The organism is Psychrobacter sp., from assembly GCF_018260395.1.
Taxonomy (GTDB): domain Bacteria; phylum Pseudomonadota; class Gammaproteobacteria; order Pseudomonadales; family Moraxellaceae; genus Psychrobacter.
Genome location: NZ_JAGLBC010000004.1, coordinates 1 through 22949, shown reverse-complemented (window position 1 = coordinate 22949; position 22949 = coordinate 1). Strand labels below are relative to the sequence as shown.

Genomic DNA, 22949 nt, shown 5'->3' with positions numbered 1-22949 from the left:
AAATTTGATACAAATTAAATAATTTATGGAGATTGTTATGAGTAATAATGAATTAAACCAAGAAGCGGATAGCATCGAAAAAGCTTTAGATAATGAGCAAGAACCTGAAAGTTTGGCCGAAGCCACCACCGCTACTTTAGATGATGATGCTTTAGGACGTCATGCTACTGAAGATGACAAACCGAAGAAAAAATAGTCAAGATTATGAATTTTATGTCTAAAACGAAAATTAATAAAATTGATATTGCTGTTATTACTTAAATAGCTATCGTTTATATAGCATTCATTTATAGACATATATTCAAATTAAAAGCAGTTTAAAAAAAGCTATTTATAAAAACTACTCACTTTTGAGTAGTTTTTTTGTTATAATAATAGGCTTACTTAGTCATTTTTTTAGGTCATCTCTAGTAATGCAGGGATGTCCCCAATAAAACTGACTTACATTATCAATGCATTGCAGGAGAAAGTCATGCTAACGAATACCGATCGCGAACAAATTATTGCTCAATATCAACGTGCGCCTGGTGATACTGGTTCACCTGAAGTACAAATTGCTTTATTAAGTGCACGTATCAATGATTTACAAGGTCACTTCAAAGAGCATAAAGGTGATCATCATAGCCGTCGTGGTTTAATCCGTATGGTTAACCAACGTCGTAAGCTTCTTGATTACCTAAAAGGTAAAGACCTAGCTCGTTATGCTTCACTAATCAACGAATTAGGCCTGCGTCGTTAATTTTAACTTTATACTAAAATTCAATCTTTATAAGTAATTATGGGATTGATCTTAAAAGTTAAATTAAAACGCTCATGCCTTAGATAAAAAAAGACGGTGTGAATATTTCACGCCGTTTTTTGTATCTAAAGTTTTATCTTTAGAAATCTCAAATTTGGGTTTTAATTTCAAGATTAACCATTCAGATTGTCTACAGACTTTTATTGGTCAAGTATGGCAAATCCCTGTAAAATAAGAGGACATCTATTTGAGGATAATGAGCTTCTAACGTTTGTCTTGTTTGGCTAAAGTTATCGTCTCTAAATCAGAGGCATATTTTAATTGCGCTTAGAAGCAGTCAAACGTTAGAGGCTAAAGTAAGTCTCAATAGATGTGTTACCCCTTTATATAACTAATTTATAAAAAATAGGAAAACTTAATGTCAATGTTTAATACCATTTCTCGTGAATTTCAATACGGCAATCAGCAAGTAGTTATTGAAACAGGTCGTATCGCTCGACAAGCTAACTCAGTGCTTGTGCATATGGGCGGTGTTTCAGTGTTGGTTGCTGTTGTGGTTAAAAAAGAAGCAAAAGAAGGTCAAAACTTTTTTCCGCTTACTGTTAACTATCAAGAAAAAATGTATGCAGCAGGTAAAATTCCTGGTGCTTATGGCAAGCGTGAAGGACGTGCTACTGAGTTTGAAACCTTAACGTCACGCTTAATCGACCGTCCAATTCGCCCTTTATTTCCTGAAGGTTATGTAAACGAGATTCAAATCACAGCCACTGTAGTGTCTAGTGATAAAAAACAATATGCAGATATTGCGGCTATGATTGGTGCTTCAGCGGCGTTGGCTATCTCAGATGCGCCCTTTAACGGTCCTGTTGGCGGTGCTCGCGTTGGTTTTATTAATGGTGAATATGTTCTAAACCCTTCTATTGAAGAGCTTAAGTCTAGTGATTTAGATCTTATAGTAGCGGGCACTAAATCTGCAGTGCTAATGGTTGAATCAGAAGCCGCTGAACTGTCTGAAGACCAGATGTTAGGTGCTGTATTATATGGTCATGAGCAACAGCAAATCGTAATTGATAACATTGCTGAACTTGCCAAAGCCGTGGGTACTGAAAAGCAGCAGTTTGTGGCTCCTGAGTTAAATGCTGAGTTAAAAGATAAATTGACGAGCCAGTTTGGCGCTCAAGTAGCACAAGCATATGCTATCAGTGATAAGCAAGAGCGTTATATAAAGCTAGATGAAATTAAAGCTGCGGCTATTGAAGCGCTTGCTGGTGATCCTGAAAGCGAAGAGTTTGCGCAAAAAGAATCGCAAATCAAAGAGATCTATGATGATCTTAAGTATCGTACCGTTCGTGATGCCATTCTTTCAGGCAAGCCACGTATTGATGGTCGTGACTTAGACACAGTTCGTGCACTAGATATCCAAGTAGGTGTTTTACCTTACACGCATGGTTCAGCGCTATTTACCCGTGGTGAGACGCAGGCGTTAGTTACCACGACATTAGGTAATTCACGTGACGTAAACTTAATAGATTCATTAGCAGGCACTATTCAAGATCATTTCATGTTGCATTACAACTTCCCACACTTCTCTGTAGGTGAGACGGGTCGTGAAGGGGTGCCTAAGCGTCGTGAAATTGGTCATGGCCGCTTAGCTCGCCGTGGCGTACAAGCCATGCTACCAGATAGTGACCGCTTCCCATATGTGATCCGTGTGGTGTCTGAAATTACAGAATCAAATGGGTCATCATCGATGGCTTCAGTTTGTGGTGCAAGTCTTGCATTAATGGATGCTGGTGTACCCATGAAAGCCCCTGTTGCTGGTATTGCAATGGGTCTGGTTAAAGAAGGTGAACGTTTTGCTGTACTGTCTGATATCTTAGGTGACGAAGATCATTTAGGTGATATGGACTTTAAAGTAGCGGGTACTAAAGATGGTATCACAGCTTTACAGATGGATATCAAAATTGAAGGCATTACTGCCGATATTATGGAAAAAGCTCTTGAACAGGCTCATGCAGGCCGTATCCATATCTTAAATGCGATGAATGAAGTTTTACCAACTAGTCGTACTGAAATTAACGCTCATGCCCCTAACTATGCGGTAATGGAAATCAATTCAGACAAAATACGTGATGTTATCGGTAAAGGTGGTGCAACTATCCGTCAATTAACGGAAGATACTGGTGCAGTTATCGATATTGATGATAATGGTACTATTCGTATTTTTGGTGAAAACAAAGCAGCTACAAAAGAGGCGATTCGACAAATCGAAGCGCTTACCGCTGAAGTTGAAGTAGGTAAAGTATACAAAGGCTTGGTAGCTCGTGTTGTAGACTTCGGTGCTTTCGTTACTGTACTTCCAGGTACAGACGGTTTGGTGCATATCTCGCAAATCTCAGATGAGCGTGTAGAAAACGTTTCTGATCATTTAACGGAAGGTCAAGAAATTAATGTATTGGTACAAGACGTTGATAACCGTGGTCGTATTAAGCTAACCATGAAAGGCGTTGAGCAACAGTAGTCATAAGACTTAATTAATAGCGATACACTGTTCAATTGTTTAGTTAATTATTAATTTTAGCTATCGAAGTTTAATTAACCATTTTAATTACTCCATAAATAACCACTTTTATAGATAGAAGTGGTTTTTTTATGTTTTAGAATTGAACAATTGTCGAAATTTGTCACACTTCTTGCACCTCTAAAAAAGTAACTTTGGGATTTATATATTCGATATATTCATTATCAAATGTTTAATATTATGTCTAATAATATGAGTGTGTAATGTAAATGTTATATGTCATGAGAATGTAATATTTATTTGATTACATGGTTACTGACTTGATCTTATTCACTATTTGAGTTGATTTTTTTTAGTTTTGAAATTTTAAGATAGTAGGATTTTAAAAATTTTTATCTTTTATATTTTAAAGATTTTTAAAACATCAAACTATTTAAAATGTAAGCTCTAAACTTAGTAAATAGAATCAAGAAGCTCAACATATATGTACTTTTTATTACGTCGATAAAAATTATCGAATCGAGATAAAAAAAACGATATAGGTTGACATGGTTAAATTCTTTTAAATTAAAAGGGCGCTAAGATGAATACTATATACAGTTTCAAACTATCTTCACAAGGGCGCATCGCAACTGCGATCAGTTTAGCAATTGTATTACCAATGGTAAGTGTGGCAGCACTTGCAGATAATATTAAGCCGGTTGGTAATACCTCTGTAAGTCAAGTGGGCGGGGTAGATGTGGTGAATATCGCAAACCCTAATGCTAAAGGACTATCACATAACCAATATAATGACTTTAATGTCAGTAAATCAGGTGCAGTACTAAACAACTCATTACAGGCTGGTAAATCACAATTGGCTGGTCAACTAAATGCCAATAGTAATTTGACAGGAACAGCTTCTGTAATTTTAAACGAAGTCGTCAGCAAGAATCCTTCGCTATTGCTAGGGCAGCAAGAAGTATTTGGGATGGCGGCTGACTATATTTTGGCCAACCCAAATGGTATTACCGGTAAAGATATCGGTTTTATCAATACCAATCGTGCCTCTTTGGTGGTGGGTACACCTACCATAGCCGAACAGCGTTTGTCAGGGTTTAGTGTAGGCGATCGCAATAGTAAAACACTTGCTTTAAGTGGCGACATAAACGGTAATAAACGTTTGGATTTACTAGCACCTAAGGTTGATATCAACGGTAATATTAAGTCATCTGAGGCTATAAATGTTATCTCAGGACGTAATAAAATTGACTACGATACCCTACAAGTAAGCAATCATGAGCGTTCACAGCCACATGTAACTTTAGATGGTCAAATCTTAGGTAGTATGAATGCTGGACGTATCCGCCTGCACAATACGGATACTGATGCTACTCAAACGCTACAAGGTCAGTTTAATGCTACCCAAGGCTTTGATGCTGCAGCTGATACCCTTAATGTTTCTGATAGTCAAATTTCGGCCAATAACGTCTCACTTGCTGGTACCAAGCAGCTTTCTGTAGGTGGTGACGTTAAGACAATTCGTACAGATGCACCTCAAACCCAACAAAAACTTGCAGACAATGTAACGTTAACCAACTCAGGTTATCAGCAAGTTGAAAGCTTCAAGGGGTCGTCTATTACTGGTGGTGATGTCGCACTTAGTGGTAATAGTATTGATGTTAAAGGCAGTAAAATTGATGCTGCGAATATCGATGCTAAAGGTAGTAATATTAATGTAAGCGGTATCACAACCACTACCACCAATAGCGCAACGGCACGTAATACTAAAGGCCTATGGTTCAATGAAAATGAAACGCTAGATAAGAGTCAGCAATACCATAAGTCTGAACTTACTGCGACAGATGGCGTTAATGTTAATGCAACAGGAGACATTAAACTTGCTGGGGCTTCCCTTAAAGGCTCGAATGTTGCTTTAACTTCTGGTAATAATATAACCGCTACCAATGAGGTTACTGAAGATTCTCATAGCGCTATTAATCGTTACGCTCGTGAAACTGCCAGTTTAAAAACTGGTACACACGACATAACACAAGCTACTCAAAAAGGCTATCAAACTGATATCTCAGGTAATAGCGTAAGCTTAACCAGTGGTGGTGAGCAGCGATTAGAAGGTATTCAGTTAACAGCTGATACAGCTACCCTAAATAGTGCTAAAGATCTTACTCTAGCTGGAAGTAATTCTAGCAATCGTCAAACAAATGAAGAAGATTTTAAATACTGGGGCGGTATTGGTGGTGGTGAAACCCATATTGATAATAAGGGTCAAACAGCGCTTGCTGGCAGTCAAATTAATGCTAAAGATGCTGCTTTAAACGCTGAGGGTAATATTAATGTTACTGCCAGTGGCATTAAAGCCAGTGATAAGCTACAAGCGAGTGCTGTAGGCGATGTTAATATCAGCAATGGTTTTGCAACTGAACAAGATTATAAAGAAGATCGTCATGGTACAGCCTTTAACATCACCGATAAGAAAGTTGCTAGCGATCGCTTGGCACAGAATACAGTTGCTAGTGGCTTATCCGCCAAAGATGTCTCATTAACTGGTGAAAACATTACTGTATCAGGTAGCGATATAGCGGCAACGGATTCACTTAGTGCCAATGCTAATAAGGCATTGACAACCAATGCAGCTAATCCTACCGACATTACCAAAACTGAAACCTATGATATTACGGCTAAAAGTGATTCTAGCTCTAACATAGATTTTAAAAATGGTATCCAAGGTTTATTAGATCCAAATTTAATCAAAGACTTAACCTTTGAGGCATCAGGTTCTTTGAAAGGAGTTAAAACGCTTACGACAGTAGGTTCAGGTAGCTCGCGTAACAGCACTTTAGCTGCTAATAACGCTAACTTAAAAGCACAAGATGTTAGTATCAACGGTACCCAAATCAATGCAGCTAACAATGTGGCCGTTAAAGGTAATAAAGTGTCTACTGGTGCCACTGAGGCATTAACTGCTGTTGATAGTAAAGTGTATAAGAGTACAGGTCCTGAAGCTTACATCAAAGGTGGGGCGACTGGTATTGAAGTTGGTGTTAGTATTGGACACGATCAAATCATCGGTGAGCATAATGAATACCAAGCAGTTAACTCAACTGTTAATGCTGGTAACAGTGCTTCTTTAAATGCAGCTGAGACATTGACCAATAAGGGTACTCAAATCAATGCCGCTAAAGTAGATCTTAGTGGACAAGATATTGTGAATGATGCTTCTTATGGTCGAGTGGTTGATCGCAAAGTAGTTGCAGGTGGTAATGCTGCTTTAAATGTGTTTGCCGGTGTTAATCCTATTATCGGTGGTGGTATTAGCTTATCAGGCGACGGTGTTGGTGAGACTACTGAAGTAAAAACAGCCCATACCACAGGTATTGTTGCAGATGATGCAGTTAATATTGCGGCAGTTAAATCAGCTGTTGATGCTGGTACTCAGATTAAAGCTGGTAAAATTAATATTAGCGCTGACGACTACAATGGTTCGGCAGCCTATAACTCAACCGTTACGACTAGACACAGTGGTCATGGCGATGTAAATGTAAATGCAGGAACCAGTGATCTTACCAGTGTTAACATAAAAGCCGGTGCTAATGGTACTTATCAGTATTTGCAAAAAGGTGATGCTAAAGCGGTTAAAGGTAGCTTAAATGCAGATACTGTGAACATTAATGCTGGTACTCGCGCCGTTGCAGCTCAAGACGTTACTGCTAAACAATATAACGTTACGGCAGGTAAAGAAGCTCGTATTGGTCAAAATAGCGACAAACAGTGGACTACTGCTGGTGGCGCTAAATTGGGCGGTTCAGTAGGTGTAACAGTAATTCCAGCCGCTGTGACCACTGGGGCAGGCGTACTACCAAGTGTTTCAGCTCTAGCAGGATTTAACTACTTAGGTGAAGAAGACACCCAAGCTAAAGCAGCTAATATTAATGTGACTGACTTAACTGCTACGGCTGGTGAGTTGGCGCAAGTTGATGGTGCTAATATCAATGCTGATAGTGTCGTGATTAAAGGTAATCGCGCCAATATCGCAGCGGCACAAGATACACATCGTGCTGTCGGGGTGGCAATGAATGGGAATGCCGCTTTTGCTCCTGATCTATCAGAACTAGGATTCGGTGGCAACTTAGGTGTGGTTAATGAAACTAGCAATAAAGCACATGGTGCGACTATCAGTACCAAAGAGTTAAATGTAGCCGCTAATGAAGCAGGTAATGCTTTGAGTATTGATGGGGCAAACATTACAGCCAATAATATTGGTCTAACCAATGCCAATGATAAAGGTGACGTTAATGTAATCGCCGCTGAGTCAAAAGATTACGTAGGTAATTTTGGTATTGGTGGTACGCTAGATGGCGCTGTGAAACAAAGTACTGGCTCTCAAAGTTTTGAAAGCGATGCACTAGGTGCTCACTTAAACGTAAAAACGGACAATAGCAACTACTATACCTTAGGTAACGTAAAAGCTGATAATATTAACATTAATACTGGTAACGATATTAAATTACAATCAAATGTTGATGCAGGATCTTTAACTACTAAATCTGGAAATGGACTTGCTTTGAGCTCAGCTCAAGATCAAATAGTTAAAGTCAATGTTGATACAGGTTTAAAGGTTGATGGGTCTCCAATTAAATTCATTAATAGCGTAACAGCAGGAAATGTGATCGATGCGCTTAAAAATGATTTTAATGACGGAACCATACTTGGTGTAAGTGTCGCTGGTAATGCAGCATTTGATGTTGATAATCAAAAAATTACTCATCAAGCCACTATTAAAGCAGGATCATTGAACACAACTGTTGGTAGCGGTAATATTGATGTTAAAGCTGCTAAAGTAAGTGCCACTGGATCAAACCTTAATGGTGCGACAGTCACCAGTACTAATAATGACGACTTTGTGCATCAAGTAGGGGCTACAGTAGATGGAAAAACATTTAGTGTACCTAAGTTTGTTGGAACAATCCCTGGTTTGATTAAAGATGCTTTCCAAGGTAAGCCACTTGATCTTGGCATTCCAGTCCATGCAGATGTCACCTATAAATGGGATGATACGGACGGTGCTAACACTAAGTCAGACGTTAGTTTGTAATATAAATTGTGTTAAGTTACTGGCAGCGATATCTATTTAGTCTCTAGATAGCCAGTAATTTAATAGTTTAAAGTAGGTCAAAAGGAGCCCATACCTACCTCAGGTGTGGGCTTTGTTATTTTTCTATTATAATTAATTGAATATAACTGTTTTGTCAAATACTAAGCTTAATACATACCAATGTAATCAAATACGAAGTTAACCACATAGTAAGCTAAATACATTCCAAGTTAACAAAATGCCAAGTTGAATAATTATGTTTAAAATTTCTACCACTTCTGAGTCTAAATTAAATATGTTTAAAGCCCAAAAACATAGCTCACGGTTAGTAACGGCAATGGTTAGCCTAGGTTCATTAACACTCGTTCCTATATCAGTAATGGCGGCTTCAGACAATCTAACACCACAACAAATTCCAGATGGGGGCACACCCACTTGGAAAAATACCATAGAGCAACAACAAGCCTGGCAGGATACGATTCAAAAGCAACGAATTGAATCACTGCGTCAATCACAGCAGTCCCAAACGGCTCAAGAGCCTAGTATAAATGAAGCATCGCCTACCTTGCAGGCTTGTTTGTCTGTTCAACGCATAGAACTTAGCGCCATGCCTGAGTTAAGTAAAAATGTGCAGAACAAACTTCGTCAGCAAGCTGAGCAATTGTCCTCAGACCCAAAAGTAGCGAAGACTTCGCAAACAACGCCTCAACAGCCATGCGTTACAGTTGATAGTGCCAACGAACTGATCAGAAGCATTACCCAAGCTTACTTAGATAAAGGGTATTTTAAAATTGCTATTCTTCCAACTCAGACCGATCAAGGGACTTCTCTATGGCAAGTTACTGTGGCAAAAATCAAAGATATAGACAACCAAACGCAACTACCAACAACAAGATTATTTGGCAATATTATAGGCAAGCCGGCAAATATGTCGATCTTGGATCAAGCCGTCAGCAATGGCGAACGAATTATAGAAGGCCCCTTATTAGTTGATATTTATCCAGTCGGTGATGATGTGCGTCTTAAGGTTACGCAGGGAGGAGAAATCGACAAGCTTAGCGCAGATATGGAGTGGCGCTATGATCCAGATGACAGCTATGGTCACAATCAACTAAAGCTACATGGCACTTTGCTCAATATGTTGGGTCAAGCGGATTTAACCTCGCTAACTATACAGCAAAGTCTAAAAGACAATTATGGTTATGATGAGGACAATCAACGTCGTAGCGCCAGTATTTATACCTTAATTCCTAATGGAAAATGGCAATGGTCAGGCCTATTAGCGGCAGATGAGTATAAGCGTACCACTCAATTACCAAACTCAAAGCTTGAGCAAACCGGTGACAGCTGGCAGGCCAATGTCAGAAGCGATTATACCTTTGATCGGAACCAAGACAGTATCTCTACACTATATGGTCAAGTGGCTCACCAAGACGTGACTAGCGAGATATTGGGGAGCAAGCTTGATATTCAGAGTCCGACTTTAAGCAGTGTCCGTGTAGGCGCCACCCATACTAAGTTATTTAATAAACCTTCAAAAAGCGATCCCAAAAAATTTACCACAGGGGCTTGGGTCGTTGATTTGAGTGCGGAAAAGGGAGTTGGCAATCATGATAACCCCTCAACCAAGCAAGGCTTAAGTGATGATTATTTGCGATGGTTATTATCAGGATATTTGAGTCATCAACATCCTATTATTACCTCAGGTGAGAACAACGGCTATTGGCAAATGACCCATGAGCTGCAAGGACAATATAGCAAAGACCAGCTGTACGGCATCACTCAGCAATCATTGGGCTCTACTTATTCTGGGGTTCGTGGTATTGACAAAGTCTATAGTGCTGCAGAATCTGGAGCCTTCTTACGCAATACCCTAAGTTATGAACCTATGCAGTCAAATTGGATAACCCTAGGTGCTCAAAAAATACGCTGGTCGCCTTATATTGGCGCAGATTATGGCATAGTAAAAGCCTCTAAAACCGATCTTAAAGACGATACTAGTGAAGCAATGAGTGCAACTTTAGGACTCAATTTAACAGGATACGATGTCAAAGGTACAGCACTTGATCGGCGTTGGCTACTTGATATTAGTGCCAGCAAAGCAGATGTTGATTATGCAGACAAACGCTTTGATGGTGCGCAAGATACGGAAGTCTCAGCGGCCTTACAATTGTTCTTTTAACATACGTAAATACGGGTCTTTAAGCTTTAAAATTTAATTGAATAAAAAAGGACAACCGATTGGTTGTCCTTTGAACATAAAACGAATTTATTAATACGCCATTTGATCAATATTTTGTGATTTAAGTAGAGCGATTTAAAAATAGCTTTACTAAACTAGCATCACGCAAGCTTAACTTAGCATGCATTATTAACGAGTTAGCGCTTTCGACTAAACTTGCTTTGTTTTTTATTGTTAATCTCATTGATGGCATGATTAATCTCTTCTTCATCTAAGTTTGCCACATGATGGAGAATTTGCATGATATCAGGATTTAAGATGTAGTGAGCGTGACGGGCGATGTTATTAATACGTTCATCAAACGTTAGAACCCCAGACTCTGGGTCATTTTGTACATAGTCCAGACGAATCAGTGCATTTAGGAAGCTAGTAAATAGAGCACGATCAAAGAAGTCAGGAATATCATCTGCATATAATACCGATAGACGCTGGCCTAATAGATGGCATAAGTCAACCACTTGCTCAGTCGTTAAGTTGCCTGAACCCTGCTGTGCCAATAGAGCTAAAGCCATAAAGTAACGCTCAAGACTATTAGAGACTGGAGCTGCCAACATATCTAACTGTTGATACTGTTCACTATTTTTCTCAGGCATACCCAGTAAACCGTCTCCTAAATCAACTAATACCTCTAGTTCAATAAGTGTGTCCAACTTTTCTCCAATCATCTTTGGCAAGTTACGAGCAGACCCGTATAAGAACAGTTCACTTTGTAAGAAAGGATAAAGCTGGGTAACGATGCTGTCTAGGTGCTTACGCTCCATACGGCCATTTCTGTATATCAAGGCGCTTAAAAACGAAGATAAGATAAATACATGCAAAATATTGTTTCTAAAATAGCTCAAGATAGCCAATTGTTTTGGCAGCACCTTAATCATATCACCTAGAATATGCGGTGTTCGCTCTACCAGTTTTAGCTTGATGCCATAATCAATAATAGATTGCGGTGACATGTCGGTAATGATAGTGGTTTCAGAATAAGGCGAGTCATTAGCAATACGTTGATAAAGCCCCAATTGTTCACGGCAACTCTCTTCATCAAGAGCTGCTTTAGGCGTAGACAATAATACCAATGATAGTAAGGCGATTGGATTTACTACCGCCGCTTTGTTGATATTCTGCATGATTTTAACGCCAAGGTTGTCTACCATGGCTTTTGCATTTTCGCTTAATGGGGTGTCCGTTCGATCCGCAGGTAAGCTATTGGGCTTAACATCAAACTTCTCCATGAAGTCTTCCATATGTAGCGGTGTGCCAAAGCTTAAATGAACATGTCCAAAGATACGTTCAATTTTACGACTTACTTTTAATAAACCCAATAATGACTCAGACTCTTTTGGTTTGCCTTTAAGCTCGCCAATATAAGTACCACCTTCCATAATACGTTCATAGCCGATATAAGTAGGAATAAAGGCTAACGGCTTGTTAGAACCACGCAAATGACTATGCACAGTCATAGATAGCATACCCAGTTTTGGCGGCAATAATCGCCCAGTTCGTGAACGTCCGCCTTCAATAAAATACTCAACTGGAGTATTACGCTGTATCAAAGTATGTAAATATTCACGCAATACGGCTTTGTATAAATCATTGTCTTTGAAGCTGCGGCGAATATAAAAGGCAACAGCACTACGTAATAATGGACCAAGAACGGGAACATCTAAATTATTACCAGCGGCCACATAAGGCAATCCTAGGCCTTTTTGGAAGATGATATAGGCCAGTAGTAGGTAATCGACATGACTACGGTGACAGGGTACATATATCAGCTCATGAGTCGCGGCCAATTCACGTACTCGCTCAAAGTGGTGTACTTCTACACCGTCATAGAGCTGAGTCCATAACCAATCCAAAAATTTATAGAAAAATCGAATAACCGAATAGTTATAGTCATTCGCAATTTCATTGACATAACCACGGGCTAGCTTTCGCGCTTCTGCCGTACTAATATTCGACGTTTCTGATTCTTGCTTACAAGCATAGACAATGGCTGGAGAATTAATCAGCTTGTCCACCAAGTTACGTCTGTCCGATAAATCAGGACCTATCATACTTTGACGCTGGCTATCAAGATAAGCATTGAGTTTATGCTGAATCAATAAAGTTAAGCTAAAGTTGGCTTCTGAAGAAGTAACCAAGGCCGTAGAGTTTGATAGATTTTGAGCTTCAACATTGCGTTTGGCTTCAATTAACAGCTCTTTATCCTTAATGGGCAAATGACTGCTGTCTATTTCAACAGGATCAAACAGATGATGCGTCAGTTGCATCGTATCGTCATCAGCTTTGATATTAGGGGCAGATAAGGACTCGATTAATTGATGCAACGACTGCGGCGGATGGAATTGAACGAACGTGTCACGTCCCATCATACCGATGTTAAAAAGTTGTTTGGTGATTGAAGGCTCTTCCCAGTTATCCGCCATCAATAATTTGAATAAAGAATCCTCATTGTCTGGTGCACGTCCCCATAGAATTGAGACTGGAACCAAATTAATTTTTGGTGCAGGGTTTTGACGACAAGCGGTTACCAGACGCGCCAATCTAGGAGACACCTTACGTCCATCTGCATGGGGATGATTTAGAAAAATAATTGCCGCATTTTCATCAATATTATGAATACGGTTCTCAACTCCAACTAAGGCAGGCGGGAATCCGTGTTCCTTAGTTTGCAAGTCAACTAAAATACTATTTGAGCGAGAATAATCGCGTAATACATAAAAGGTGAGCGCATCATCTTTGGTATCGATGACAGGTAATTCCCCAATCACTTTCGGTTTAACTGCCAAATCAAGCGTTTTACCAGACAATTTACGGTAAAATTGGTTTACAGAGCGTCCAGAACGAGAGATAGCAGCACTGGCTTGAGCCGCCTGCTCTTGTAAACTTACTGCAGAACGATGAGCGTTCGAATCAGTATTTTTAGTAGTTTTTTGGGCTTGGCGCTGCTGTTTTAAGCGCTTCTTTAATGAGTGCATTAAGCGAGAAGGTAGCATAAGTATTAGTCAAACCTATTAATGATGATAAGGCTATATTGCCATAAAACACAATAAAGTAATACAGTTGTTCGCTGAAAATATAATTTTTAAGCCTTATTATAAAGTATTAAATGCCATGCTGCTTTGTATTCAAATATCCATTTGTGCCAAAAGGTAAATATAAAATCTGTAAGAATGGTTCACGCAGCGCATAACAAAAATAAGGTAATCATTAATCGCTGTATAATCATTTAGTTATGACATAGCAGCTAACCTAGTTTAGCATTACTATAAGTAATATCATTTGCGGTAACTTAATCTGTATAATATTGCTGCTATGCCTAATTACGTTTAATGTGTTTTAAGTACGATTGGTGTCTGTTAAAGCTTGATTGTACGACTTCTTAAGGGTGTTGGAGAAATAAATGTCTGAATATAAAGAGCTTGTTGATCAATTATTAAAAACTGTTGAATTAACTGAAATATCTGCTGATGTATTTCGTGGCGAAAGTTATGATTATGTCGGAAAGCGAATTTTCGGCGGTCAAGTATTGGCACAAGCAATTATGGCAGCATCTCGAACCTTAAAAGAAGATAAACCCTGCCACTCCTTACACGGCTATTTTTTAAGAGGTGGTAACATTAATCAGCCAGTAATTTATAAAGTAAAAAATTTGCGCGATGGTCGTAGCCTTTCGGCGCGTGAAGTTACTGCCATTCAATATAAAGAAGATCAAGAGGGTAATACTTTAGAGCAAGTGGTATTCACCATGATAGCCTCGTTTTCACCAATGGAAGGCGGTCTTGATTATCAAGAAGAAATGCCAGCGTATCCACCGCCAGAAGACCTAGAATCAGAGCAGTCGCTAAAAGAGCATCATGTTGGAAGTGTGCCAGAGCCGCTGCGTGAGCGGTTTATGCGCCCTCGTCATGTAGAAATCAAACCGGTCAAACCTCGTGACCCTGTCTACCCTGAACCTATGGAACCAAAACAAGCGAATTGGCTACGTATTCGTGAGCTGGGCGCACAGCCTGTTGCCATTCAACAAGCATTACTGGCTTTTTCGTCTGATTATTATCTAGTAGGCACTGGACTTATGTCACATGGCATTAGCTTTATGACCAAAGGCTTACAAGCTGCAAGTATCGATCATTCTATGCATTTTCATCGTCCCTTTGATATCAATGACTGGCTACTTTATGACATGTGGAGTGATACCACTTCACACTCAAAAGGTTTGAATCATGGTCAATTTTGGCAAAATGGCAATCTAGTGGCGACAGTACAGCAAGAAGGTTTGATGCGTCTACGTAATTGATCGAACAATCGTAATTGAACGAACCATAAATATTCTAAATTATAAAGCCGCTCATGATTCATGAACGGCTTTTTTGTTTAACTTAAGACTATCAATAAGCGTTTGTCTGATAAAATTTACCAGATTAATGATGAAGCACTGGTTAAGGTGACAAAGCCATCAGGAGTCTGACCGTTAACCGCCTGCCAGCGAGCAAATGCGTTACGAGTATTTGTACCCATAATTCCATCGATTCCTTTGGTGTCGAAGCCTGCATTGGTTAAACGTTGCTGTAAGTTACGAACTTGAAAACTGGTTAAAGCTTTTTCGTAACGTGGCCAAGATTTTTGCAAACCAGGTTGACCTTTAATCCCGCGACCCAATAAGCTCACGCCAAGCGCATAGTTAGAAGAGTTATTATAGACTTTGATCACATCAAAGTTAGAGCTCAACAATAAAGCAGGGCCATCTTTACCTGCTGGCAACCACATTTCAAGAGGCGTGTTGGCATCAAGATAAGCACCATCTATAGGGCTGATACCTATATTACGCCAACTCGATGCCGGCATTTTTTGACCCAGTAGACTAAAGTCAAAGTTAGCTGGTAAAGAGACTTCATAAAAAGGTGACAGTCCACGTATCCAGCCTGATTTACTTAAATAGTTGGCTGTTGAAGATAATGCATCAGCAGTCTCCCATGGACTACGGCGGCCATCGCCATTACCATCGACACCGAACTCTAGCCATGTAGCTGGAATGAATTGGGTGTGTCCCATACCACCTGCCCATGAGCCATTTAGCTGTATCGGATAAATGTCGCCATGTTGAATCAGTTTAATTAACGCCATTAATTGGTCTTCCGCCCAATCACGGCGACGTCCCTCATAGGCTAATGTAGCCAATGAGCTTGGAATGTAGCTGTTGCCTGTTCCTGCACCGTAAGAGGATTCCATACCCCAAATGGCGGTAATAATCTCTGCATTAACCCCATATTGTGATTCAAGACGGCTAAGTAATGAGCGTTGTTCCTCAAATTTATTCTGACCAGAGTTGACACGTCCACTAGAGACTGCTGAGTCCGCATAGTCCCAAGGCATTTTTGCAAATTCAGCTTGGTTGGAATCTAATGAGATAACTTGACTGTTCATCTGTGCAGCATCTAATATACGGCTCACATCGTAAGCGCTATAGCCTTGGCTGACAGCGCGTGCGCTAAAGTCAGACTTCCAGTCTGAGAAGCTACTATAACTTGATTTTGGTTCTGGCGTAGGTGCAGGTTTTGGCTGTGGTACTGGCGCCGGCGTCGTACTCGGTTTAATAATGATGACTGGAGCAGGCTTACTTATAGGAACTTGCTGAACTGGCGTTTGGCTGGTACAGCTAGCTAGAATTATGGCAGGGGCAAGGGCTGATACACTTTTTAATAAGGTAAGTTTAGTATTAGTATTTAGTCTATTGATTGGTAACATGGGTCAAGCTCTCAAAGGTATGGTTTATAAAATAAAAAAAGGTGTGGTATTGATGCTGTTTAATAGTTATATAGTCAGGTATTTATATTTAAGGCACTTTTATATATGAAACTTTATGTAATGAATTTTATCTAAATCACTTTTATGTAAATCACTTTTATGTAAGGCACTTTATCAATAAAAGGCTATAAAGTCGATGAAGTATGGCTAAATATGGATTAACTTTCTGAGATGCAGTCTATTAAGGTAACACTATATTGCAATACTACTCAATCATGTAAGCATACATGTAAGCATAAGTTATCTAAAAGCCTACCTTTTCTAATTTATAAAATATAAATGCTTTATGGGTTGGCTGCTAAAATGAAATTAGCTTATGAGCTTTGTTAAATAAACTCCCGCTCGATATTCATAATACGTCCATCGACAACACTTTGTAGCTTGTCCTCGATTTGACTGCATGTGGATTCAACCTCACGTTTAGAGGTCATAGCGATAACAAAAGACCATTCACTGGCATCATGCCTATCACGCTCTCCACTTTCACATACAGCAACCGAAGGATCTTTACCAAAGCGTTGATGTAATCCGCCTACTCGAGTGCGTTTTTCTTTTAATGAGGCACAGCCTGGCAGGGTAAAGGTAACCGTTAAAATAGCGATATGCATAATATTTTCCGTGTTTTAAATGAGTGGCGCCTTCAATCAAAAACCTCTAGAACCTTTAGCATAGCCTTAGGTAACCCTAGCGTGGCCTTAGCTTTAGCTATAGGTAACCATATTATGTTTATATCCGCTTTTTGGAGTAGGGCGGTTATGAATTGAGACTGCTTGCTGTCTAAAACTAGCGTTTGCGGTTGCAGATACCAATCAAAATGAGTAAGCGAATGTTTAATCGGATCTGAATCGAATAAACCGTCACTGATTGACGTGGTTACCATGTTGTTATCACTAATCCACTTGTCAATTATCTGCTCAGCAACGCTGTTTTCAGTCTCATAAGCTGTGTCTTGCTCAGAGGTTGAAACCACCGATTTGCCTAGAATTTTTTTCTCAAACTGAAGTGGTAAAACCCATAAACCGCCCCAAATGCCACTATCTGGGCGCTGCAACCAAAGTACTTCTTCTTTGGGGTTAATGATAATGAGTGCGTTGCTAAACTTGCTTGGTTTAGGCTTTTTTTTTGCTTTAACTGGATAAAAGTCCTGCTTGCCCTCGGCATAAGCAATACAGTCTGTGTTGATTGGACATTGTTGACATAGGGGATTGCGACGCAGACAAAGTGTTGCGCCCATATCCATCATCGCTTGGGCGAAGTCGCCACTGTTTTCGGTAGGGGTTAAGCGCTCCGACAATGCCCATAATTCTTTAGTGGTTGCTGATTTGGTAATATCATGATCATTGCCTGCCCAGCGTGTAATGACTCGTTTGACGTTACCATCACAAATTACCCCATAGCCATGTAAGCCCATGGCAACAATAGCACCAGCGGTGGATTGACCCACGCCTGAAATTTCTTCCCAACCTGCAATAGTTTGTGGAAAGTTGCCGGTCTGATTAATACTTTCAACCAGTTGTTTGGCGCCTTTGTGCAAGTTACGAGCACGAGCATAGTAGCCAAGCCCTGCCCAATGTTCGGCAACTGTATCCCATTCAGCATTGGCTAAATCTTGAACAGTAGGAAACGAGCGCATAAAACGTTTGAAATAGGGAATGACGGTGGTAACTTGGGTTTGCTGTAACATGACCTCTGACAACCAAACGATATAAGGGTTTGGCGTGTCAGTTTTATGCTGCTGCCATGGCAAGTCATGACGACCGTTTTGATCGAACCAGTTTAGGATTCTGGGCGCAAAGCAATCAAGCTCGTCATCTGTGTGGTTAAAAAAGTTGTTGCTAATGGAGTTGTTATTAAACGCAATATGGTCAAAGGTTTGTGTTTCAGAATTGGTTTTGGTATTGGCATTAGTACCGGTATTAATATTGGACTTACAATTTGGCTGGGTCATAGAAGTTTATTTAACTTATTGAAAATTAGTATTATAGCTTATTACTAAAGAAGCAATTATTTGAATTTTATAAATTAAAACTCTCTAAAGCGATTCCTAAAACAACCATTTTCAAAGATTGATAATTTATCAATAAGATTTATTTAATTCGATATGACAGCTAGCATTGATAGTTAATTAAAGGCGATTATCGAGAAAAGGTGTTGTCTGCTTTCTATTAACTATTATTTATCTAGGAATGCCTACTCGTATATAACCAAGCAAGCTACTTGCGATTCTTCCTTGCTCGATGTTTACGAAGTTTTTTCTCTTCTATTTTAGCCAGTCGTTTCTCTTCAGCTTGTGCGCGTAGGGCTTCTACAAACTTGTCTTCATCCTCACGCATGGTAGGCGTCTCTAGGGTAATACGGCCCAATTGACCACTACGTAGCTCGTTAATCAAAATCTCAGACATACGGTACGTATCGACCACGCCACCTTTTTTCAAAAAGCCGCGATTGCGCCCAGCCAACTCAAAGAATTCCCAATCAGTCTGGGGCAGATCATCAATTTTATAACGTTCTTTTAGCAGTTGTGGATAGGCTTTGATGAGATACTCAGCGGTGAAACCAGCCACATCAGAGAAATCAAAAGCGGTATCTTTGATGCCACCTGTAGCGGCCAAACGATAGCCTGAGTTAGGGTTTTCGATTTTCGGCCATAGCATACCTGGGGTGTCATACAGCATGATATCGTCATCAATTTTGATAAGCTGTTGTGACTTGGTGACCGCTGGCTCGTCACCTGTTCTGGCGATACTACGACCCGCTAATGTATTGATTAATGTGGATTTACCCACATTTGGTATACCCATGATGAGTACTTTAATCTGACGTCCTGTGCCGACTTTATTAGGTATCAAGTCTTTACACATCTGTACGATACGTTTGACATCATTTGCTTTGTTGTCATCACAGGCAATGGCTTTCACTTGGCTTTGTTGTTCTAATTGTTCAAGCCAAATTTGTGTAAGTTCTGGGTCAGCAAGGTCAGCTTTGTTAAGGATTTTAATGACCGGCTTTTGAAAGCCTGCTTCATTACTTCGAAGGGCGGCAACCATGGGATTTTCACTACTAAAAGGAATGCGAGCATCGATGACTTCGATGACAACATCCATCTCGGGCATGATTTCTTTGATTTCATTACGGGCTTTGTTCATGTGGCCCGGGAACCACTGGATGCTATTGGGCTGTTGCAGGTTGTACTGACTCATATTGTGTCCGTTGTTAAATCTGGTTTGACGTAAAGATTATATGATGCCAATTCTACACCATACATAAGTTATTCGGACGTCTGATTTAATGATTGAGTAATTTGCAGCGTAAATTAGATGAATATTACCTACCTTTAAGGCTTTAATTTATTGCTAGGGTTAATTTATTATTTGGTGCCTTAGTCTTATAGGTCTCAATGACGTTGTTAATATTAAGCTTTAAGATTCTTGTACCAATATACCTTGTTCCTACGAAATACCAGCTGGCACATTAACTGATATCCTCATCTGGTGTTGCTACAATTTTTGCTTCTTTCTCATCTCGCTCAGGTGGCAAAGGTGCAAGATAACCAATAAGTAATATCAAGCTACCAGCTCCAATAAAAGATACCACTCGCCATATGGCTTCGGTTTGAGAGAGGTCTACCAATACCAGTTTAAGCACCACAATACCTAGTAAGCCTATGCCCATAAACCACCAAAATCGTTTGTGATAGCGACTGGCAATAATGGTGGCTACTAAAGCCGTTAGCGTCCAACATATAGTTAAAGTGGTTTGGACTTGCTCATTATGCCAAGCGCCATCTAACCATAGCGGTGTGCCTACATACGCATGCAAGGTGCGAATTAGTAGGCTTGATAACATCCAAAATCCAAGCAATCCTGCAATCTTTAGTAGCAGGTTAAGATTACCAAAAATATTATTTGGTAGATTATTTAAGCCTTTTTTATTGCTGACTAAATCAGTTTTAGATTTATTATGAGTGGTTGTCGCCAGATAATATGTACTGATTAAATAAACCAGTATCGCCATTAAAGACAGGTCGTATAAGTTTATCAAAGGTAGGTACGGTAGCCCCCAAACAATGCCATCATATGTCCAGTTAGTATAAATTGCCCACATAACTGACAACGGAATAAATAGTAACGCACAGCCTAATAAAGCGCTCTGCCAATTAAACCAGTGTGGGATGAAGTGCTTTTTAATCAAGCATAAATAGGATAGGGCTATTAGACAAGCACTGGTTATAAGTATCGACATCACCCCATCTGACTGTGGCAATAAGTAATAACTAAGTTCGGCTATCAAAATTGCGCCAGTTGCAAGCCAGCTCATGTGATCAAATAAATTAGATTGGTTGGTCTTATGCCATGTCTGTAACCATAATTGACCCACTATCAACCAACCTAGAACGGATACTATAAATATAGGCCAGTTAATGTCTAGATTAAGCTGTCCTGTATGAGCTTCAAAAAGAACATAGACGCTAAACAGTAGACAACCATATAGCAGTGTCATGAGCACATGACTTATGACTTGGATATTGTGCCATCTGCGATAACGGTCTATGAGATAAAATACACTAGCGTTAAATAGGAGCACAAAAATAATGTATTGCAAAAAATTATCAAATAGCTGACTAAAATAATCATCAATGATAATGCCAGTAGCGATTAAACTCCAAAAGGTGGCTATAAAAGTTAATAGTTGGATGAAAATAGGGTTTGACCAAAGCATTCGAAAAATAGGGCTTTGGGTATTAGTACTACCGAGCAACTGTTGCTCACTAGAGACGTTATTATAACTGGGATGAATAGGGCTATTTTCACCACGCAATATAAACAAAGATGCCAAGCTACAAATGGCCGATAAGCTCAGAGACAAATTACTAAGGGTAGGCGCATGGTAGTACTTGAACACGGATAGCAGGCTGGCCACTGCGAGTATCTGCAGTACTATACCTATTAATATAGTCCAAACTCGAAGGGTTCTTCGGCCAAACCAAACCAGTGCCAATCCTTGTATAGCCCAACCACAAGCTGTCCACTGAGCATCAAAAGCAATGGCTATCATTAATGCAAAAAAGCCGAATCCTAGCGCTAACATGCCTTCAATCAGTAGAGTATGACGATGTGTTAGCGCCTGAATATCGTTAGTCGCTTTACTATCAGTTTTATCTTTATTAAGGAAATAAAAACCAAGGGCTAAATATATGACTGACATGAGCGCACTGGCAATAGTTAACGCATGATTAATATCGTTAAGTAACACGGATAATAAACCAAACGCCAATAAAGGCACACCGAACATTAAACTAACATCTATCGGTATAATAAAAGCAGTATTACTGTCTTTATAGGGCTGAGTTTTATTCAATAAATAAGAGGGTCTAGCAGACGATGTATTGATATCAGATTGGTTATTCATCACTTGTTGATTATGTTGATTATATTGCAGCAGTTGCTGCGCGTAGCGAATAACCACAAAGACATACAACAACCAGTGCAAAGCGACAATGGCGACTAATGGCCAACGCTGTGCTTTTAAATTATCAATGCTATCAACACCGTCTATCAAACCTAAATAATAAGCGAAACCAAAAGTGACTGTGGCAGCCAGTAAATTCAATACCTTCCAAGTACGATAATGGGCAATTACTGCGATAGCGACGTTTAATAATAAATAATAGCCAAATAACGTAGTTAAGCTACCAGTGTTATCACTGGTTAATAGGGGTGCTAAAAAAGCGCCGGAGAAAGCCAACAATGCCAAAGGAAAAGCATTTTGACGCACAGCTAAAAATACGGTTATGCCAGATAAAATACCAAGCAACAAAAAACTAGGTAAGCTTGGCAGTACATTATAAACTTGATAGGCAAAGAAGGCAGCTAGATAAGCAATTGCCAGTCCCGCACCTTGCAGGGTGATTCCATAAGTAAATCTGTTTTTTATCAGCTTTAAGCCAAGGCCTGCTATTGCAAGACCGATAATGCCAATGGTTATCAGCTTATTTTCAATAGAGACTTCGATGTATTCGCTTAATAATCTAAGCAATAACACAACACCCATAAGTAGCACGATAGCACCGACTCGAACCACTAGGTTGCCGCCAAAAAACCAATTTTTGAATGAATGCAGCAAGGAGGTAACGATGGGCGTTGATTGCTCATCAGGCTCTGAGAGTTTATTAGAAGATAAATGGGTAGAGGTGGCTTTATTTCGAGCTAAAAACTTGGTAATAGGCTTAGTTGCAAAAGAAGCATTTTTAGTCGATCTTTGATCAGCGCCTTCAATACTGTGCTCATCTTCAGATAATATAGTTTGGGTGGCAATTGGTGCGGTGGGTTGTACGTAGTTCGTATCAGATATTATCAGGCTATCGTGGCTTTCGTAACTATCGTGCTCATTAGCATCTTCAAGACTTTGCTCAATAATTAGGCTGTCAGTAAGAGCTTCGTCATCAGGAACCTGTCTGTGCGATTTGTCTTGATCGCCTTGGACCTGATCAGCTAACTCTTGTAACTGATTTTGTAAGTCTGAGATTTTTTGATTTAGGCGAATAAACTTATTATTC

12 protein-coding genes are annotated in these 22949 nt (G+C 39.7%); 6 read left to right on the top strand and 6 right to left on the bottom strand.

Annotation, left to right across the window (positions count from 1 at the left end; all coding sequences use genetic code 11):
- Positions 1-37 precede the first annotated feature (37 nt).
- The 5 genes from QZ265_RS00820 (at position 38) to QZ265_RS00800 (ending at position 10534) form a co-directional block, all read left to right on the top strand.
- Complete coding sequence (locus QZ265_RS00820) at positions 38-196, top strand: hypothetical protein (RefSeq protein WP_296402427.1); 159 nt, start codon at positions 38-40, stop codon at positions 194-196.
- A 276-nt stretch (positions 197-472) separates the two neighbouring features.
- Positions 473-739, top strand: coding sequence for a 30S ribosomal protein S15 (gene rpsO, locus QZ265_RS00815; protein WP_296402424.1), 267 nt, complete (start codon positions 473-475; stop codon positions 737-739).
- A gap of 418 nt (positions 740-1157) precedes the next feature.
- On the top strand, positions 1158-3260 hold the full coding sequence (gene pnp / locus QZ265_RS00810) for a polyribonucleotide nucleotidyltransferase (protein ID WP_296402423.1): 2103 nt from the start codon (positions 1158-1160) through the stop codon (positions 3258-3260).
- 583 nt (positions 3261-3843) lie between these two features.
- Positions 3844-8352 (top strand): hemagglutinin repeat-containing protein, encoded by a 4509-nt coding sequence (locus QZ265_RS00805; RefSeq protein WP_296402421.1) that lies wholly within the window; start codon positions 3844-3846, stop codon positions 8350-8352.
- 256 nt (positions 8353-8608) lie between these two features.
- The gene (locus QZ265_RS00800; RefSeq protein WP_296402419.1) at positions 8609-10534 is read left to right on the top strand and encodes a ShlB/FhaC/HecB family hemolysin secretion/activation protein; all 1926 of its coding nucleotides are present in this window, start codon (positions 8609-8611) and stop codon (positions 10532-10534) included.
- 197 nt (positions 10535-10731) lie between these two features.
- Here QZ265_RS00800 and plsB read toward each other — a convergent pair whose 3' ends face one another.
- Positions 10732-13584: a glycerol-3-phosphate 1-O-acyltransferase PlsB gene (gene plsB / locus QZ265_RS00795; protein WP_296402416.1), complete on the bottom strand. Its 2853-nt coding sequence runs from the start codon at positions 13582-13584 to the stop codon at positions 10732-10734.
- Positions 13585-13991: 407 nt separating this feature from the next.
- Between plsB and QZ265_RS00790 the strand changes: the two genes are divergently transcribed.
- A complete protein-coding gene (locus tag QZ265_RS00790; RefSeq protein ID WP_296402414.1) occupies positions 13992-14885 on the top strand; it encodes an acyl-CoA thioesterase II in 894 nt (297 codons plus the stop codon).
- A 116-nt stretch (positions 14886-15001) separates the two neighbouring features.
- On the opposite strand, the gene QZ265_RS00785 is transcribed toward QZ265_RS00790, so the two are convergent.
- The 5 genes from QZ265_RS00785 to QZ265_RS00765 form a co-directional block, all read right to left on the bottom strand.
- Positions 15002-16333 carry a lytic murein transglycosylase gene (locus tag QZ265_RS00785; RefSeq protein WP_296402412.1) on the bottom strand — a complete coding sequence of 444 codons (1332 nt, stop codon included), beginning with the start codon at positions 16331-16333 and terminating at the stop codon, positions 15002-15004.
- Positions 16334-16719: 386 nt separating this feature from the next.
- Entirely contained in the window at positions 16720-17001 is a 282-nt protein-coding gene (locus QZ265_RS00780) for a DUF503 domain-containing protein (protein WP_296402410.1), read from the bottom strand.
- A gap of 32 nt (positions 17002-17033) precedes the next feature.
- Positions 17034-18341 (bottom strand): A/G-specific adenine glycosylase, encoded by a 1308-nt coding sequence (gene mutY / locus QZ265_RS00775; protein WP_296402409.1) that lies wholly within the window; start codon positions 18339-18341, stop codon positions 17034-17036.
- Positions 18342-18606: 265 nt separating this feature from the next.
- Positions 18607-19578, bottom strand: a complete 972-nt coding sequence (gene ylqF / locus QZ265_RS00770) for a ribosome biogenesis GTPase YlqF (RefSeq protein WP_366513643.1) — start codon at positions 19576-19578, stop codon at positions 18607-18609.
- Between the two features lie 286 nt (positions 19579-19864).
- On the bottom strand, positions 19865-22949 hold a 3085-nt coding region (locus QZ265_RS00765; protein WP_296402405.1), incomplete at its 5' end, for a DUF2339 domain-containing protein.